The 17,148-nt window shown below is 52.1% G+C and carries 16 protein-coding genes, 1 tRNA gene and 1 pseudogene; 12 read left to right on the top strand and 6 right to left on the bottom strand.

The features are described 5' to 3' along the window. Positions 1 to 3: 3 nt before the first annotated feature. The 3 genes from phoU (at position 4) to PRECH8_RS06730 (ending at position 4,502) form a co-directional block, all read left to right on the top strand. Positions 4 to 663, top strand: a complete 660-nt coding sequence (gene phoU / locus PRECH8_RS06740) for a phosphate signaling complex protein PhoU (RefSeq protein ID WP_200966361.1) — start codon at positions 4 to 6, stop codon at positions 661 to 663. 234 nt (positions 664 to 897) lie between these two features. Then, positions 898 to 1,356 carry a MarR family winged helix-turn-helix transcriptional regulator gene (locus tag PRECH8_RS06735; RefSeq protein WP_200966339.1) on the top strand — a complete coding sequence of 153 codons (459 nt, stop codon included), beginning with the start codon at positions 898 to 900 and terminating at the stop codon, positions 1,354 to 1,356. Further along, positions 1,353 to 4,502, top strand: a complete 3,150-nt coding sequence (locus tag PRECH8_RS06730) for an MMPL family transporter (protein WP_200966338.1) — start codon at positions 1,353 to 1,355, stop codon at positions 4,500 to 4,502. Before PRECH8_RS06735 ends, PRECH8_RS06730 begins: the two co-directional genes overlap by 4 nt. Before the next feature lie 130 nt (positions 4,503 to 4,632). Here the strand turns inward: PRECH8_RS06730 and PRECH8_RS06725 are convergent, their stop codons facing one another. Then, positions 4,633 to 5,373 (bottom strand): HAD family hydrolase, encoded by a 741-nt coding sequence (locus tag PRECH8_RS06725; protein WP_200966337.1) that lies wholly within the window; start codon positions 5,371 to 5,373, stop codon positions 4,633 to 4,635. Positions 5,374 to 5,616: 243 nt separating this feature from the next. Between PRECH8_RS06725 and polA the strand changes: the two genes are divergently transcribed. From polA to PRECH8_RS06700, 5 genes are all read left to right on the top strand, one after another. Continuing rightward, positions 5,617 to 8,265: a DNA polymerase I gene (gene polA, locus PRECH8_RS06720; RefSeq protein ID WP_200966336.1), complete on the top strand. Its 2,649-nt coding sequence runs from the start codon at positions 5,617 to 5,619 to the stop codon at positions 8,263 to 8,265. A 209-nt stretch (positions 8,266 to 8,474) separates the two neighbouring features. Continuing rightward, positions 8,475 to 9,320: a DNA-formamidopyrimidine glycosylase gene (mutM, locus tag PRECH8_RS06715; protein WP_200966335.1), complete on the top strand. Its 846-nt coding sequence runs from the start codon at positions 8,475 to 8,477 to the stop codon at positions 9,318 to 9,320. A 134-nt stretch (positions 9,321 to 9,454) separates the two neighbouring features. Further along, on the top strand, positions 9,455 to 10,177 hold the full coding sequence (locus PRECH8_RS06710; protein WP_200966334.1) for an MntP/YtaF family protein: 723 nt from the start codon (positions 9,455 to 9,457) through the stop codon (positions 10,175 to 10,177). Positions 10,178 to 10,189: 12 nt separating this feature from the next. Further along, positions 10,190 to 10,786 (top strand): dephospho-CoA kinase, encoded by a 597-nt coding sequence (gene coaE / locus PRECH8_RS06705; protein ID WP_200966333.1) that lies wholly within the window; start codon positions 10,190 to 10,192, stop codon positions 10,784 to 10,786. Beyond that, complete coding sequence (locus tag PRECH8_RS06700; protein WP_200966332.1) at positions 10,783 to 11,418, top strand: lytic transglycosylase domain-containing protein; 636 nt, start codon at positions 10,783 to 10,785, stop codon at positions 11,416 to 11,418. Before coaE ends, PRECH8_RS06700 begins: the two co-directional genes overlap by 4 nt. Positions 11,419 to 11,587: 169 nt before the next feature. On the opposite strand, the gene PRECH8_RS06695 is transcribed toward PRECH8_RS06700, so the two are convergent. Beyond that, complete coding sequence (locus PRECH8_RS06695; RefSeq protein ID WP_200966331.1) at positions 11,588 to 11,812, bottom strand: alpha/beta-type small acid-soluble spore protein; 225 nt, start codon at positions 11,810 to 11,812, stop codon at positions 11,588 to 11,590. 88 nt (positions 11,813 to 11,900) lie between these two features. Between PRECH8_RS06695 and nrdR the strand changes: the two genes are divergently transcribed. After that, on the top strand, positions 11,901 to 12,398 hold the full coding sequence (gene nrdR, locus PRECH8_RS06690) for a transcriptional regulator NrdR (RefSeq protein WP_200966330.1): 498 nt from the start codon (positions 11,901 to 11,903) through the stop codon (positions 12,396 to 12,398). Between the two features lie 280 nt (positions 12,399 to 12,678). Here nrdR and PRECH8_RS06685 read toward each other — a convergent pair whose 3' ends face one another. The 3 genes from PRECH8_RS06685 to PRECH8_RS06675 all read right to left on the bottom strand — a co-directional run bounded on the left by PRECH8_RS06685 (position 12,679) and on the right by PRECH8_RS06675 (position 14,829). Continuing rightward, the gene (locus PRECH8_RS06685; protein ID WP_200966329.1) at positions 12,679 to 13,395 is read right to left on the bottom strand and encodes a uracil-DNA glycosylase; all 717 of its coding nucleotides are present in this window, start codon (positions 13,393 to 13,395) and stop codon (positions 12,679 to 12,681) included. Between the two features lie 384 nt (positions 13,396 to 13,779). Then, complete coding sequence (locus PRECH8_RS06680; protein WP_200966328.1) at positions 13,780 to 14,229, bottom strand: hypothetical protein; 450 nt, start codon at positions 14,227 to 14,229, stop codon at positions 13,780 to 13,782. A gap of 69 nt (positions 14,230 to 14,298) precedes the next feature. Next, positions 14,299 to 14,829, bottom strand: coding sequence for a PadR family transcriptional regulator (locus PRECH8_RS06675; RefSeq protein WP_242457470.1), 531 nt, complete (start codon positions 14,827 to 14,829; stop codon positions 14,299 to 14,301). 241 nt (positions 14,830 to 15,070) lie between these two features. Here PRECH8_RS06675 and PRECH8_RS06670 point away from each other — a divergent pair. Further along, positions 15,071 to 15,143, top strand: a tRNA-Ala gene (locus PRECH8_RS06670). 66 nt (positions 15,144 to 15,209) lie between these two features. Here PRECH8_RS06670 and PRECH8_RS06665 read toward each other — a convergent pair. Continuing rightward, positions 15,210 to 15,533 (bottom strand): hypothetical protein, encoded by a 324-nt coding sequence (locus PRECH8_RS06665; RefSeq protein WP_207161778.1) that lies wholly within the window; start codon positions 15,531 to 15,533, stop codon positions 15,210 to 15,212. A 10-nt stretch (positions 15,534 to 15,543) separates the two neighbouring features. Here PRECH8_RS06665 and PRECH8_RS06660 point away from each other — a divergent pair. Beyond that, a pseudogene (locus PRECH8_RS06660) lies at positions 15,544 to 15,954 on the top strand (nucleoside deaminase); the annotation flags it as partial. 318 nt (positions 15,955 to 16,272) lie between these two features. After that, positions 16,273 to 17,148: lytic polysaccharide monooxygenase (locus tag PRECH8_RS06655; protein ID WP_200966325.1), on the top strand; the 876-nt coding region annotated here is incomplete at its 3' end.

Genomic DNA, 17,148 nt, shown 5'->3' with positions numbered 1-17,148 from the left:
AATGTGACTAGAAGAGCTCAGTTCGATGCATATCTCGACGAACTTAGACAAGCGCTGATTAAGATGAGTGAGCGGGTAGAGAAGTCGATCGAGAATTCGGTCAAATCGTTAAAAAATATGGACACCGAGTTGGCGAAGTCCGTCGTTGAAGAAGACATAGAGATCAACAAGATGGAAGAGAACATCGAGGACATTGGCGCACGGATCATCGCTACCCAGCAGCCGGTGGCGAAGGATCTGCGGCGGATTATCATTGCCTTTCGCATGGCTAATGATCTGGAACGAATGGCCGATCTTGCCGTAGACATCGCGAAGGTCACGCTGCGAATCGAGAACGAAGGTCTGATCAAACCGCTGGTCGACATCCCGCGGATGGCGGAGATCGTGCAGCAGATGATCAGCGACAGCATCAAGGCATACGTTGAAGAAGATATTCAGCTGGCCTATAAGATGGCGCAGATGGACGACGAAGTCGATCATCTGCACAGCCAGATCCTGCGGGAGTTGTTTGCTTATATTGCAGAGAAAAATCAAAACGTGAACCAGGCGCTGCAGCTTTGCTTCGTCAGCCGCTATCTGGAACGGGTGGCTGACCATGCGACGAATATCGGAGAGAGCGTCGTCTATCTAGTGCAAGGGCATCGTCCGGATCTAAATGATTGACCAGCAGGCTGTCCAAGCTTTATAGAGCTGTTCGATGCTCAGAGCTGATTGAGATGGGATGTTAAGCAAGAATGACGCGCTGCAAGGAATCCTCGGTTGCCGTTGAGGGAACCGGGGGTTCTTTTTTGTTTACGCATTTGACTTTTTGTTCATGACAACATATAGTTCAATATATGAATAATTCAATAGTTGAATTAATTGCTTGAACGAATCGCATGATGGAGGGAGCCTAGGTTGGAATGCTGTGACAGGATTCATGAGTATATCGAACGCTTCGAAGCAGCTATATTTACAGTTAATCGTCGTCTGAACAACATCATACGGGACTCGATCCAAGAGGAATTAACCTTGGATCAATTCCTGACCTTGCGGTACATCCATAAACATGGAAGCTGTACAGCAAGTGAGTTGTCCGAGACGTTCTGTGTGAACCGCAGTGCGACTACGGCGATCACGACACGTCTGGCGGATAAACAATACATCACGAGAACGCCGGATGAACGGGACCGGCGCATGATCAGCCTGCGTCTGTCAGAGAAGGGGAAACAGGTGTATGAGACGGCCGCTTCCCGCATACATGAACGATTAGAAGGCATCATCCGGCAGCTGCCGCAGACGGAGATCGAACAGTTCCTGGATACATCCGAACGATTGCTTCGGATCATCACTCAGGGAGGAGGGAATGAAAGATGAGAACGATTGTAAAATACCGTTGGGCGATCTTAGCGCTCTGGATTGCCCTTGCGGCGGGACTGTTCTTCACAGCACCGGATATGCAAGATCTGGTTCGCGAGAGAGGGCAGTTGACCATCCCGGAAGGATCGCCATCGCTTGCGGCCGGAAAGCTGCTGGAAGAGATCGATGGGGATGGTACGGCAGCAGTCCTGGTGTTCACAAGCGAGGACGGGTTGGATGATGAAGAGATCCGAGAGATTAAACAAGCGGTGGATCGATTATCTGAACAGAGCGATGAGCTGGGGCTGACAAATGTCGTTTCACCTTTTGGTGTACCGGAATTAGAGGAGCAGATGGTCTCGGAGGACGGCACCACGGTGCTCGTGATGCTCGGACTGGATTCGGCGGATCTATCGACGTCAGAGCAGCGCGATGGCTTGAACGAAGTGCTGCAAGATGTTGGAGTGGAGCATTATCTCACGGGCAGCTCGCTGATTGATGAGGATGTGATCATCTCTTCACAGGAAGGATTGAAGCGGACGGAGCTCATCACCGTCATCTTCATCCTGGTCATCTTGATCGTCGTATTCCGTTCCGTGGTCACGCCTTGGATTCCGCTTCTGACCATCGGGATCAGTTATCTGACCGCGCAGTCCGTTGTTGCTTATCTGGTGGAATATATGGATTTTCCGCTGTCAACCTTCACCCAGATCTTCATGGTAGCGGTGATGTTCGGCATCGGCACAGACTACTGTATCTTGTTGATCAGCCGGTTCCGAGAAGAGCTCGCAGCCCACAGTTACACGGTTGAAGCGATCGCTGCGACTTACCGCACAGCGGGACGGACGGTGCTTTTCTCTTGGCTGGCAGTTCTCGCGGGCTTCGCGGCGATCGGTTTATCCAAGTTCATCCTCTATCAATCCGCCGTTGCCGTTGCTGTCGGCGTGACGGTGATGATGATCGCTCTGTTCACGCTGATGCCGTTCTTCATGGCAGTACTGGGCAAGGCCTTGTTCTGGCCGAGCAGCCGCGCTCTGCAGCATAAGGATAACCGAGTGTGGGGATTTGCGGGTTCCTTCTCCCTGCGCAGACCTTTGATTACGCTTGGAATCATAGCCGTCATCGTCGTGCCCTTCCTGTGGCAGTATGACGGCGACGTATCTTATAACTCCTTGGATGAGATCGGTGATGGGTATGACTCGGTCAAAGCCTTTCATATCATCGCCGAGAAGTTCGGACCGGGTGAATCCTTGCCCGCCTCCATCGTTCTGAAACACGATGAAGCGCTGGACAGTCCGCAAGGCATGGCGTGGATCGAGAAGATCAGCCGGGAACTGCTGCATGTCGATGGCGTAAGCGCCGTGCGCAGCGCGACGAGACCGACAGGGGAGGAGATTGCGGAGTTCTTGGTGACGGATCAGGCTGCGGTGCTGCAGGAAGGATTGATACAGGGCGCCGATGGGATCATGCAGATCCGTGACGGTTTGGCTTTTGCGGGTCGGCAGTTGACGGCCTCAGAACCGCAGCTTGTGGACGCGGTGCAGGCTGTGGGGGCTTTGGTTGACGGGACGCAGGAGGTGGCGGCCGGCCTGAACCAGCTCTCCAACGGCCTTGGCGAGATCGCTTACGGCATGCGCCAGGGAGCAGGCGGAGCAGCTGAGCTGCACAGCGGAGTACAGGAACTGAAGCGCAATGCAGAACGGCTTAGATCTTCCTATGAGCAGCTTGCCGCAGGTTATCATGAGCTGAGCGAAGGCTTGAACCAGCTGGCGGAACATTACGGCCAGCTCGAGAATGGCCTGGACAGCCTCAGCCAAGGCCTCAGCGGTCTGGAGCAGGCGCTAGGCAGCGTGTCGATGAATCATCCGATTCTCAGCGAGGATGAAACGTTCCTGATGGCACTTGGACTTGCGGAGCAAATGCAGGATGCAGCAGAGGAATTGCTGACGGGTGTGAAGCAGCTCAACGGGCAGCTGGCCGTCGTGACGGCAGGTTTAAGCGAAGCCGGCGGCGGATTCGGACAGGCGAATGCTGGCTTCGGTGAAATAATTGCGACCTTCGATGCCTTACTGGATGGCTTGAATCAGCTTGAGCAAGGGTTGCAGCAGGCTGCTGACGGGCAGGATCACATTGCCCAGCAGATGCCGGGTGCGGTTCATGGCCTGCAGCAAGTCGTCGACGGACAGCGGCAGTTGTATGAAGGGGTCACAGGGCTTACGGATCAGCTGGAATTGCTGACGGGTGGCATCCAGCAAAGTGTAGACGGCTTGACACAGATCGGTGAAGGGCTGACGGATGCTGTTGCGTACCTGGAAGTGCTGTCGACGAACAGTTCGGCGGATCTTGGAGGCTGGTACATGCCGGAAGAAGTCTTCGAGCTGGAAGAATTCGCACAGGTCTTCGACACTTATATGTCGGAAGATCGCAGAACCGTGAAGTTCGAAGTGATCTTCGAAGGCCATCCTTATGAGCAGGAGACCTTGGAACTGATCGAACCGCTGAACGCTGCCATTGAACGTGCGGTCAAAGGGACACCGCTGGAGGATGCAGCGTATGCTGTGGGCGGAGTTACGAGCATGTATCATGATCTCAGCGAAGTATCACAGGAAGACTTCAACAGAACGGCTGTGATCATGTTGATCGGCATCTTCCTCGTGCTCATGATCCTGCTCCGATCGCTCGTGATGCCCATCTACTTGATGGCATCGCTGCTGCTCACCTACTATACATCCATGGCGGTGGCGGAATGGATCTTCGTCGATCTGGCGGGATACGCCGGCATCACTTGGGCGGTGCCGTTCTTCGCCTTCGTCATGTTGGTGGCTCTGGGCATCGATTACAGCATCTTCCTCATGGGCCGCTTCAATGAATATCGCCATCTCGATGTGCAGGAGGCGATTCTGGAAGCGATGAAGAAGATGGGATCCGTCATCTTCTCAGCAGTCATCATCTTGGGCGGCACCTTTGCAGCGATGCTGCCATCCGGCGTGCTGTCCCTGCTGCAGATTGCAACGATCGTATTGACAGGCCTCTTCTTATATGCTCTAGTATTCCTGCCGCTCTTCATCCCGATGATGGTGAAGTTGTTCGGCGAGGCGAACTGGTGGCCGTTTGGAAGGGCAAGGAGTACGGCTGAGCAGCCGCCGGAGCAGCCCAGCGTGTAATCAGCTGAGCTTCGGATCACGCTGCAGGTCATCATGATTGTTGATCTCATTGATATCAAACATGTGAACGGCCGAGAGGGGGCATGGATGCTCGCTTTCGACCGTTCTTTTGGTTACATAACAGCTAGGCTTACAGAATCTCCAGCAGCTCATCGATCTCGCGGATCATCAAGAGCCGGGCTTCCGTGATCGGCCGCGGGATGGGGCGATTCCATGGATTCAGCCAGACGGCATCGATGCCGCAGGATGTTGCTCCTTCGATATCCTGCCGCCAGGAATCTCCTACCATCAGGGCTTGTTCCGGCTGAACTTGCATCCGGGCCAAGGCGTGGCGGTAGATGCCGGGATGGGGTTTGCTTTTGCCCTTGCCCAGACTGGAGGAGACGAAGACGGCAGCAGGAGAGAAAGCGGATGCCAGATGATTCCGCCTCAAGCGGGCGCGCACCAGGGGCTCTTGCCCATTGGTGATCAGGGCCAGCTGATAGCGCTGCCTCAGGGAACGAAGCACGGCGGCCACCCGTTTGCTGTGCTCTTCTTGGCTGCTTGCCAGGCAGGTGATTTTCTGATCGATCCGGGCCAGGGTGAGCTCATCCTTGGCGATCGGCAGATTAGCCAGCGCCCGCTTCAGACAGACGATCCGCATCTGCTCGGTGAGTCCGGGTTTTCCTTTGCGTTTGTATTGGCGGAGGGCGTGGCGGTAGATACGGCAAGCTTTGTTGATAAGTGAGGCTTTCTCCTCTGATATCCAGCGATCGGTATAGTCCAGCAGGGCCGCTCGCAGCGCTTGGTCGGGGGTCATTTTCTTCGTGATCAACGTACCGTGCAGATCGAAGAAGATGACCTTTTTGTTATGGTGCAGAGCTGCGTACATCATCGATCAACTCCCGTTCGGATGACATTCCGCGTGTCGAGATATCTTCATATGTTATAGGCTATGCTTGCAGCGGGCGGATGGTTATCGGGATTGACCGAAGCGCAGCTTAGGCAAGTTTTAGGCGGCGTTTTGATGAGCGGAGAAGCAAGGGCTAAAAGTTTCTTCGGCGGTGAAGTTTTTTCCGCGCTTCGGCTATGCTATGATGGGACTAGTTAGTAAAGAATAGGACGGGGTGTTAAGATGTCCAAGTTGATCATCGTGGACGGCAACAGCATCGCAAACCGGGCGTTCTATGCGTTGCCGCTGCTAAGCAATGCTGAAGGACTTCATACGAATGCCGTTTACGGCGTGACAACGATGCTTCTCAAACTGTTGGAGGAAGAGAAGCCGACGCATTTCCTATTCGCCTTCGATGCGGGGAAAGTGACCTTCCGTCATGCCGATTATAAGGAATACAAGGCCGGGCGGGCGAAGACGCCGCCGGAACTGTCGGAACAATGGCCGCTGATTAAGGAATTGGTAGCGGCTTTCAATATTCAGCAGTTCGAGCTTGAAGGATATGAGGCGGACGATATCATCGGCACGCTGACACGGATGGCGGATGAAGAGAAGATGGAGACCTTGGTTGTCACAGGCGACAAGGATATGCTGCAGCTTGCATCGGAGCATGTGAAGATCGCGCTGACGATTCGCAGGGGAATCAGTGAGATGGAGGTTTACGGTCCTGAACAGATTCAGGAGAAGTACGGGCTTAAGCCGCTGCAGATCATCGATATGAAGGGATTGATGGGCGATGCTTCGGACAATATCCCGGGGGTGCCGGGCATCGGCGAGAAGACGGCGCTGAAGCTGCTGCATGAATACGGTTCCGTCGAGAACGTCCTCGAACATGCTCCAAGCATCAAGGGGAAGATGGGCGAACGGCTTGTTGCCCATGCGGAGGATGCACGGCTTAGCAAGGAGCTGGCCACGATCTATCGGGAGGTGCCGCTCTCCCTTACCTGGGATGATCTCAAGTTCGAGGGCATCGACGAGGAGAGAACTGCCGCGCTGTTCAAACGACTGGAGTTTAAATCCCTGTTAGAACGGCTGAATCTCTCCGCATCCGCGCAAGTTTCGGAGCAAACGCTGGAGATTCCCGTTCAGATTGTGCAGGAACAGGATCTTAGCGCCTTGCTGGGCAAGCTGGATGAGGTTCGTGCCGTTCATGTCGAAGTCCTCGGCGACAACCCTCATCACGGGGAAGTGCTCGGCATCGCCTTTGCCTTCGAAGCCAGCGCGATGTATGTCGGCTTCGAGACACTGATGAGCGAGGAAGGACGGCCTCTGAGAGAGTGGTTGGAAGATGAAGGGACAGCGAAGACGATCTATGATGCCCACCGCGTTCATCTGGCTCTGGCTTGGCAGGGCATCAAGCTGCGCGGTACAGCTTTCGATGTACACCTCGCGGCCTATGTCCTTGATCCTTCCCAGTCGAATCAGAGCCTGGGGGATCTGATGCGGCGCTTCGGCCTGCCAACGCTGCCTGAAGACGAGGAGATCTTCGGCAAGGGCGCCAAGTTCCGGATTCCGGAGCTGGAGGTCTACAGCTCATATCTGGGCCGCAAGGCATATGCGATCTCCCAGCTTCGGCAGCCGATGCATGATGAACTGGAGAAGACCGGCATGAACGAGCTGTATTATGACTTGGAGCTGAAGCTGTCGCGGGTGCTCGCAGAGATGGAGCTGACGGGCATCAAGGTCAAAAGCGAGGAGTTGGAACGCTTCGGGGAGGAACTGAAGGAGCGGATCAGGGAGATCGAACAGGAGATCTATGATCTTGCGGGAACGGAATTTAATATCGGCTCTCCGAAGCAGCTCGGGGAGATCTTGTTCGAGAAGCTCAATCTGCCTGTGATCAAGAAGACCAAGACGGGATATTCGACGGACGTTGAGGTGCTGGAACGGCTCGCCCCATACCATGAGATCGCCGCGAAGGTCGTGGAATACCGCCAGCTGACGAAGCTCCAATCGACTTATGTGGAAGGGCTGTTGAAGGAGATTCGTCCGGAGACGGGCAAGATCCATACGTATTATCGCCAGACCATCGCTGCCACTGGAAGACTCAGCAGCCAGTATCCGAACCTTCAGAATATCCCGATTCGCCTTGAGGAGGGACGGCTGATCCGGCGGGCTTTCGTGCCTTCAGAGGAAGGATGGTATATCCTGGCGGCGGACTATTCGCAGATCGAACTGCGCGTGCTAGCCCATATCTCGCAGGACGAGAGGCTGATGGAAGCTTTCCGTCAAAATATGGATATCCATACGAAGACGGCGATGGATGTCTTCGGCGTGGCCGCCGATGAAGTGGATGCCAATATGCGCCGGCAGGCGAAGGCGGTTAACTTCGGCATCGTATACGGAATCAGCGATTATGGCTTGTCGCAGAACTTGCATATCCCGCGCAAGGAAGCCGCTGCCTTCATCGAAGCCTACTTCAATGTCTTCCAAGGCGTACGACGGTACATGGATGAGATCGTGAAGTCGGCGAAACAAGACGGGTATGTTTCCACGCTGCTCAACCGGAGACGCTACCTGCCGGAGATCAATGCTTCGAACTACAATCGCCGCTCCTTTGCGGAACGCACGGCGATGAATACACCGATCCAAGGAACAGCAGCGGATATCATCAAGCTGGCGATGGTGAAATTAGCCGAACGGATGACCGATGAGGGCCTGCGAAGCCGCATGCTGCTGCAAGTGCATGACGAATTGGTCTTCGAAGTACCGCCGGAGGAGCTCGAGGTGATGAAACAGCTTGTCCCGGAAGTGATGGAAAATGCCATTGCACTCGATGTGCCGCTGAAAGCGGAAGTAAGCTGGGGAACGGACTGGTACGAAGCGAAATGATCTGAAGCAAATGATCCCTTGAATTGATTCGTTGGAAGCGATTCGCCGGAAGCCTCTTGAGAAAGTGCTCGGGGGATGCGGTTTACATGACGTAATGCAGATGTTGAAGAAGAAAGTGATAATAGAATTGATGCGGAAGTTGATGCTAAAAAGTTGGCCGCTGAACGTGAAATCATAATGTTGGTCGTTTGAAGAAGGAGGTGGATGCAATGCCGGAATTGCCGGAGGTGGAGACGGTCAAGCGAACGTTGAATGAGCTGATCATAGGCAAGAAGATCGAGCGTGTGTCAGTTCATCTGCCGCGGATCATTCAGCGTCCGGCAGACCCCGAAGTCTTCGCAGCGATGCTGGAAGGGCACACCTTCGAGGGGGTTGCCCGGCGCGGCAAATTTCTCCGTCTTCTCCTGGACGGGCTGGTGCTCGTCTCCCATCTCCGCATGGAGGGCCGCTATGGGGTGTTTCGCTCCGATGATCCCGTCGAGAAGCACACTCATGTGATCTTCCACTTCACTGATGGGACGGAGCTTCGTTACAAAGATGTGCGCCAGTTCGGCACAATGCATCTGTTCCTGCCGGGGGAGGAATGGGTGAATCCCCCGCTGAACAAGCTGGGCTTGGAGCCCCTTGATGAGGACTTTACCTTGGAGCGCTTCCGCGCCGTACTTGCTCATCGCAAAGGGAAGATCAAATCCCTGCTGCTTAGCCAGCTCTATGTCGTCGGCATCGGCAATATCTATGCGGATGAAGCGTTGTTCGCGGCCCGCATCCATCCTGAGCGCACAGCGGATAGTCTTACCCGGCCTGAGTGGAAACGGCTGCACGAAGCGATTATCCATGTGTTGCAGGAAGCGGTGAAGCAGGGCGGCAGCTCGATCAAATCCTATGTCAACGGCCAAGGTGAGATGGGGATGTTCCAGCAGCAACTGGCTGCCTACGGACGCGAAGATGAACCCTGCATGCGCTGCGGCAAGCGGATTCGCAAGATAACCGTTGCCGGCCGCGGAACGCACTACTGCCCGAATTGCCAGCGCAGGAAGAAGCGGCTCGCCAGATAAGCATTAAAGACTTAAGGCGCCCTTGATTTAGACGCCTGCGGACCTTTAAAGTCACAAAAGCACATCCTAAGATGCGCACCCATGCGCTCTTCCCTCATATGATGTTGAATATCTAGACATCGGGAGGGAAGACCATGCTGCCCTATGTATCGATTATCCTGTTGGCATGTGCCGTGAGTTTGGATAGTTTTGGCGTCGGATTGAATTACGGGATGCGTCAGATCAAGATACCGGGCGCATCGATCCTGATCATCGGCTGTTGTTCCGGTCTAATGATCCTGCTGTCGATGCTGCTTGGCGGACTCTTAATCCCTTATATCCCGGAGAGGTATGCGGGTTGGATCGGCGGTATGATCCTGATCTGCATCGGGCTGTGGGCATTCGTCCAGATCTGGCGACAGCGGCGGTGCCAAGGCAATGACCGAGATGATAATTTGGCATTTGAGGATGGTGAACTGCCCGAGTGCAGTACAGAGTCTGCGGAGCTCTCCCTGCCCGAATCACTGGAACCGCGTAAAGTACTGCATCTTGAGTTGAGAAGGCTGGGCATCGTCATCGAGATCCTGCGCACGCCTTCCAGTGCGGACAGGGATCGGTCCGGTACGATCTCACCCGGTGAAGCGGCGCTGCTTGGCACGGCTCTTTCTCTGGACGCCTTCGGAGCAGGGATTGGTGCGGTATTTATCGGATTATCCCCCTGGCTGACCGCATCCGTTATCGCCGTGTTTAGTTCCGTGTTCCTGCGCCTGGGCATCGACACGGGGAATCTGGCGTCGCACATCGCGTGGCTGGGCAGGCTGACCTTTCTTCCAGGCATTATACTAATCGTATTGGGATTGTCGAAATTGTTGCAATGAGGTGTAGGAGCGATGATTATAGGTCTTACAGGCGGTATAGCCAGCGGGAAGAGCACCGTAAGCCGCATGTTGGAGGAACGAGGGGCGATCATTGTCGATGCCGATCGAATTTCCCGGGAAATTGTGATGCCGGGAAGCCCTGTACTTCAGACCATCGCCGAGGAATTCGGAGCGGATCTGATCCGTGAAGACGGCACATTGGACCGCAAACTTCTCGGTGCGATGATCTTCGCAGATGAACATAAGAGGTTAAGATTGAATAAAATCATGCATCCGCCGATTCGAGCTGAGATGCAGAGAAGAATCTCGGAATTCGAGAGCCGGCATCCTGAACGGCTGATCGTTGCGGATATTCCGCTGTTATATGAATCAAACCTGCAGCATATGTTCCCAGAAGTGATGGTTGTCTACGTACCGATGAGCCTTCAGCTGGAACGTCTGATGAAGCGGGATGGTCTGACGGAGAAAGAAGCGATGGCCAGGATCCGCGCTCAGATGCCTATAGAGGACAAGCGGCGGCTTGCGGACATCGTCATCGATAACAGCCAAGACTTGGAGGCGACGGCAGAACAGCTGGATCAATTTATGAAGAGAAAGGGTTTGCGATGAGAAACATTCGCAAGAAACGTTACTATGCGTTCGTCATTATTCTAGTATTGATCATTGGATTCCTGAATGCTGACAGGATCGGCCGGCTGATCTATCCCCTGCATTATCAGGAGGAGATCATCAGCAGTTCCAAACAATATGATGTGAATCCATATTGGATCGCTGCGATCATACGGGTGGAAAGCAATTTTCGTTCCGACAGGGTTTCTCACAAAGGCGCTACCGGAATGATGCAGATCATGCCGGAAACGGCCCGCTGGATCGCCGAGCAGGGATCGGAGTTTTCTGAATCTTCTCCGGATTTGTTAACGGTTCCAACTCTGAATATTCGCATGGGAACGTGGTACATACGTTATCTTGAGGATTTCTTTGCTCCTTATTTTGAACGCATGGGCATGGATGAGGATCGCGATCGCTTGGCGACCATCGCCGCATCCTACAATGCTGGACAAGGGGCTGTGCAGAACTGGCTGCAGTCGGGGATCTGGGACGGCAGGCTGACCACCAGTGACCGAATCCCCTATCAAGAGACGCGGAATTATGTACAGAGAGTCAATTATTATTACAAAAAATATTCCAACCTGTATAATGATCTTATAGGTTATGAGTCTGATGAATCCAGGGAACAATGATGGAAAATGCAGTGATTGTTGCGGCGTTCGGCTGCCGGCAAGCACAGGTCTGTAATGTTATGGTCTGTATGCCAGCAAGTTCAGCAAGATCCGCAGCAAAACCTGTACATCTTCTATACATCAGCAGAGCCCAGACAGCTAAGCTGTCTGGACCCTTTATGATTCATGATTATTTAAATTGTCCAGCTAATTGTTGCTCTGCGATTTGAACAAGACGACGCGTGATGTGGCCTCCGATTGCACCTGTGTCGCGAGTCGCCATGTGACCCATATAACCGTCTTGAGGAATTTGAATACCCAACTCTTGAGCAACTTCATATTTTAATTGGTCCAGTGCTGCAGTAGCTTGTGGTACGACAAGTACGTTGCTGCTGCGAGATTGTCCTTGAGCCATTGAATGTTCACCTCCTTGTTGAGTGTAATCCTATTATGCAGCGGTGTATGGCCCCGTATTCAGGTAATGTATGGATGGTGGTGAGGTTATGAGATGCCCATTTTGCGATCATTTCGGAACGAAAGTGCTGGATTCGCGCCCGGCGAATGATAACCGTTCGATTCGCAGACGGCGTGAATGCGAGCTCTGTGCGAAGCGCTTTACGACGTTTGAGATGGTTGAGGAGACGCCTTTGGTCGTGATTAAGAAGGATGGCAGCCGCGAGGAGTTCAATCGGGACAAAATCTTACGCGGTTTGCTGAGAGCATGTGAGAAGCGTCCCGTATCCGTGGAACGGTTGGAACGCATCGTTTCGGAGGTAGAACAACAGCTGCGGAATACTGCGAACACGGAGATCGACAGCCGGATGATCGGAGAACTCGTGATGGAACAGTTGTATCCGGTGGATGAAGTGGCTTATGTTCGATTTGCTTCCGTGTACCGGCAATTCAAGGACATTAATATGTTCATGAAAGAACTCAAAGCTTTGCTGTCTCGAAGCGGTTATGATGAAACGAAGGATGAAGACGAAGCCCAAGAGGAATAATCGTTACCATCACATTAACATCAGCATGCCCCGTTTTCAGGTTGATTATTACGAACTTATCGACCTTAACGGAACACCAATCCGCTATTTAGCCGAAAACAGCCTTTTCTCGTTCCTAAGGGAACTGAGATTCGTTATGTTCGACTGAATGATGGGAATGGCGCTTGTTTTGAAGCAATAAGTGATCCTTGTTCCGTTAACCTGCGGATAACCGGGCAAAAGCATGAAATAAGGCACCTCTGTTCCGTAAGCAACAGGGTGCCTTTTTCAATATCGCTTTTCAGGTTCCAGACCTTCTTCCCGGTTGCTGAACAGCAGCGGGGGGATCCAGCGGCAGCTGCCAATCGATCTCTTCAAGACCGACGGATCTTAGGAATTGATTCGCTTTGGAGAACGGCCGGCTGCCGAAGAATCCTCTGTAAGCGGACAGCGGACTTGGATGCGGTGAACGAATCAGCAGATGATGCGGGTTGGTGATGAGCGCAGCTTTCTTCTGCGCATGGCTTCCCCACAGGAAGAACACCACGGGATGCTCCTTATCGTTAAGCGCCTGAATGATCCGGTCGGTGAATTGCTCCCAGCCTCGGTCACGATGGGAATTGGGCGAGTGGGCGCGGACGGTTAATACGGTGTTCAGCAGCAGCACCCCTTGTTCCGCCCAATGAACGAGGCATCCATGATTCGGTATCGTACAGCCCAAGTCATCATGCAATTCTTTGAAGATATTCTGCAGGGAAGGAGGCGGTGCGACTCCCGGCTGAACGGAGAAACTGAGCCCATGGGCTTGTCCTGGACCGTGATACGGATCTTGTCCGAGGATCACAGCTTTCACTTTGGAGTACGGCGTATAATGCAGGGCATTGAAGATATCATACATATTAGGATAGACCGTTTGTGTCCGGTACTCGTGAATGAGGAATTTTCTTAATTGCTGGTAGTAAGGTTTTTCGAATTCTTCATTTAGGATATCAGCCCAATCATTTTTTAATATCGACATCTTGACTCTCCTCCCATTCCCATTATGGGAATAGTCGAGGATTCTGTCCAGTGATCGGAAGGTTTCTGAAGGGTGTTCTGTGGACTCTGGGGATTTATGACCTAAAAATCGGATAAAAGTCAACGTTGAAGTTGCCCAATTGGAAGTTTTATCCGAAATTTCGTATAAAAGCAGCCCGATGGACAGTAAACTGTTGAACTTTGTGCTAAAAATCGTACAAAACGCTAATTTTGGCGCATACGTTATAGGGTTTTATCCTAAAATTCGTATAAAAAAGCTGGCTCACCATTCAAGTCCAGTGACTTTGCATCGAGAGCTGCTGTTCTTTATATGGAATCAAACAACCACAAACCCGGTAAGGAGTTGTGGTTGTAACATGTAACATTACAGCTTTAGACTTACGACCAGAGTGACAACCAGAATCGCCAGCAAGAAGATTGCCGCCACCCACGCATAGATGCTGATGCTCTTTGCAGCTGCAGCGCCGTTGCTTCCCGCCAAACTCTTCTTCATTCTAGCTCCAAATATCGACAACAGAATCATGAATAGAATGATAACCAGCCCGCCGGCTTGTTCCATAAATGCCAGCCAGAACGGCATGCCGTCACGGTTCCACTGCATGATCATGTAAAGACCGCTTGCCAGCACCAAAAAAGCTGCTGGATGTGTAATGCGATTGATATTTCTCAGCACGGACAAAGTTACTGAAGAAAGGCTCGCATGATTCTCAGCGAGTTTGCTCTTTACGGAAAGCAGCATGATCATCCCCATCAACGTGACTCCAAACCAAGTCGCCAAGCTGGCCAAGTGAATAAAAAACATCCAATTATACATCGACTTTACCTCCTGTATTTTTGTTATCAGTGTTAGCGAGAAAAATGATTGAAAAAGCGATGCGCAGCATCATGCGTTCGTCATCTTCTGACGCAGTATATCGATGGTTCTAAGAAGCCAATCTCGATCTGCGGTCATCAGCGTTATGCGATGGTCAATGGCCAAGTCCACGCCTAATCCATGCTGATTACTATGTTTCGGTATGTTGGCGTAGACCTTTAACTTCTCTTCGATCTTGTGCAGCCTTTGATTCAGACACTCCACAACGTCAGCTAAAGACAAATAATCCAGGAACATGATCCCAATATTGCCTTCAGGAACCGTCATTTCAGGGCTCGTAAGTATACGTCGCAGCAAGGTTCGAAAGGCTTCTCTGCCTTGTTCAGTAATCGTATAGACTTGCTTCTTCGGCCTGTTGCCCTCTTGGCTGACAGTGGAGACCACTTTGCCTTCTTTCTCCAAACGCTTCAAGATGGCATAAGCTGTTGCTTTTTTCATATTGGAGACCCGACCTAGATTGCGGTCAATGAACTCGTTGATCTGATAGCCATGCTGGCTTTGTGACATGAGCAGCCCCAGGACCAATAATTCGCGTTCCAAGTTATTCCCCTTTCTATTTGTAGTTCGGCATAATTTCGTTTGGGATCATGTGACCTTTCTCATATGTCGGTTCTTAGTTTATTATAATCATTATTGAATAGTCAAGATTGACTACTGATATTCATTGAGAATTGCATATCCAATGTCATTGGTTTGCCACATATTATAGGCCGTTAAACGCTTGATAAGTTTGGCGAGATGATATATAATCAATAATGTTTGATTCAGAATTCCATACCGTGGGGCCATAGCTCAGCTGGGAGAGCGCATCGCTGGCAGTGATGAGGTCAGGGGTTCGATCCCCCTTGGCTCCATAGAAGAAGTCGACCTTTGGGTCGGCTTCTTGTGTTATGGAGGCCGGCTGATCCGCAAGGGTCAGCTTAATGCTTTGTATTGGGGTTCTGAATCACTTCATATATCTCAAGATGAATAATATCTTTATTAAGTTCACCGCGATGATTCGTCCATTCGATTTCCAAGTAAGAACCGGCAAAATCTTCTGGAGTCATCTTCTTCTCTTTCTCGAATAATTTACTCGTACCATAACCTAACTGTTTGGTATAGTCCGGCAAGTTAAGATTCCAATTGCTTGTTCCCCTAACAGATCCAACAGAACGCGGTTGATGATTCGCGTCAAGTTCATAAAACGTATATTTGATGTAATCGGAATGCTCGATCTCCGCCGGGTCCCTTAGATAAGTCAACATGAACCTTTTTGGTTCGGTATTGGTATCGGCCGGCGGAGAGGTCCTGATGGAGGATCATAATCGCGTGGCCAGCGGGGATCATACGCGGCATCCGGAATTCGAACTGGCGCGATGGGCAGCCAATCACCTGAGTCCGGAGGAACGTGCACAAACGACCGTTTATACATCCGGTGAACATTGTCCGATGTGTGCTGCAGCTCACGGCTGGGTTAAACTTGGCAGGATCGTCTATGCTGCTTCCTCCAGCCAATTGGCGGAATGGCTGCAGGAGTTCGGAGTCAAGCCGCCGCGGGTGCGGACATTGCTGATCCAAGAAGTGATCACCGAGACAGAAATCATCGGTCCTGTACCGGAATTTACGGAAGAGATCCGTGAACTGCACAGGAGATTCTATGGGCGCAAACGCGCGGAGGGGTGAGCCGCATCGAACGTGGACGGCTGCATGACATCGAACCAAAGCACTTCTCGCAGGTTAAAGGCGGGGAGTGCTTTTTTTTGTATTCTGCGGTCGAGAGGGTAAGGGATATGAGTTGCATAGCAACCTATAAATGCTGAAAAAAATTATTTGTGATGACCCCCTAATTCTAAGATACACATTCGTATTAATGATTAGATAATCAACCCTGCCTGTACCCAGCTTTAGGAAAGGGGGAATGGCTTTCGGCAGTTGAAGGGAAGCGGATCGGTAAGGGCAGGAATGATCTGAGAAAGCAAAGATTGAAGAGGAGGAAATACGATGACGGCGGATCAAGTTTTAGAAACTAGAAAGCTTTCTATACCCAAGGCGTTATTATTCATTGCAGGTACGTTGTTATTGATCATCATCTGTTCCATCCTGACGGCAGATCGCGCGAGCGCGCATGGCTGGATTATGGACAGCCGCTCCGATCTCTGCTACAGGGGGATCAATACGGATTGCGGGCGAGTGATGTATGAGCCGTGGAGCATCGAAGGCCCCGGGAATTTCCCTAACGGCGGTGTACCCGATGGTCAGATTGCAAGCGGTTCCGTTTTCCTAGAATTGGACGAGCAGTCCTTTGATCGCTGGCATAAGGTCGAGATGACAGGCGGACCTTATACCTTCCATTGGCGAATGGTCGCTAACCACAGCACGGACTACTGGGATTACTATATTACGAGAGAGGGCTGGGATCCGAACGAGCCCTTGAAGCGTTCAGATCTTGAATTGTTCTGCAGATACGAGGACAACAGTGCCCTTCCGCCGATGGATGTGTACCACGATTGCTTCATTCCGAACGATCGCGAGGGCTATCATGTCATCGTCGGAGTATGGGATATCTTCGATACGCCGAACGCATTCTATCAAGTGATGGACGTCAATCTCACTATCAATCCTGCGTATCCTTCGAAACCTGAACCAGGCTTCCCTGGGGATCCAAACCGCTTCGGTGAGATTCGTGACTGGTTTGCGATCAGACCTTACAATCCGGGTGAGCGCGTCGTCCACAATGGTTACATCTGGGAAGCAAGATGGTGGACACAAGGTCAGGAGCCGGGTACGCATGAAGTATGGCTGCTGATCGGCGAGGCGCCGGACGGTCCCGGCAGTCCAGATCCGGGTCAACCGGGCGAGCCGGGTGAACCAGGAGAG

This window comes from Insulibacter thermoxylanivorax, assembly GCF_015472005.1.
Lineage (GTDB): Bacteria > Bacillota > Bacilli > Paenibacillales > DA-C8 > Insulibacter > Insulibacter thermoxylanivorax.
The sequence above is the reverse complement of the archived record's forward strand: the minus strand, read 5'-3'. Positions and strand labels throughout refer to the sequence as shown.

Excerpts from the sequence above, each read along its gene's own strand:
- PRECH8_RS06730 (WP_200966338.1), top strand. The coding sequence starts at position 1,353 with ATGAGAACGATTGTAAAATACCGTTGGGCGATCTTAGCGCTCTGGATT.
- PRECH8_RS06725 (WP_200966337.1), bottom strand. The coding sequence starts at position 5,373 with ATGTACGCAGCTCTGCACCATAACAAAAAGGTCATCTTCTTCGATCTG.
- polA (WP_200966336.1), top strand. The coding sequence starts at position 5,617 with ATGTCCAAGTTGATCATCGTGGACGGCAACAGCATCGCAAACCGGGCG.
- mutM (WP_200966335.1), top strand. The coding sequence starts at position 8,475 with ATGCCGGAATTGCCGGAGGTGGAGACGGTCAAGCGAACGTTGAATGAG.
- PRECH8_RS06710 (WP_200966334.1), top strand. The coding sequence starts at position 9,455 with ATGCTGCCCTATGTATCGATTATCCTGTTGGCATGTGCCGTGAGTTTG.
- coaE (WP_200966333.1), top strand. The coding sequence starts at position 10,190 with ATGATTATAGGTCTTACAGGCGGTATAGCCAGCGGGAAGAGCACCGTA.
- PRECH8_RS06700 (WP_200966332.1), top strand. The coding sequence starts at position 10,783 with ATGAGAAACATTCGCAAGAAACGTTACTATGCGTTCGTCATTATTCTA.
- PRECH8_RS06695 (WP_200966331.1), bottom strand. The coding sequence starts at position 11,812 with ATGGCTCAAGGACAATCTCGCAGCAGCAACGTACTTGTCGTACCACAA.
- nrdR (WP_200966330.1), top strand. The coding sequence starts at position 11,901 with ATGAGATGCCCATTTTGCGATCATTTCGGAACGAAAGTGCTGGATTCG.
- PRECH8_RS06685 (WP_200966329.1), bottom strand. The coding sequence starts at position 13,395 with ATGTCGATATTAAAAAATGATTGGGCTGATATCCTAAATGAAGAATTC.
- PRECH8_RS06680 (WP_200966328.1), bottom strand. The coding sequence starts at position 14,229 with ATGTATAATTGGATGTTTTTTATTCACTTGGCCAGCTTGGCGACTTGG.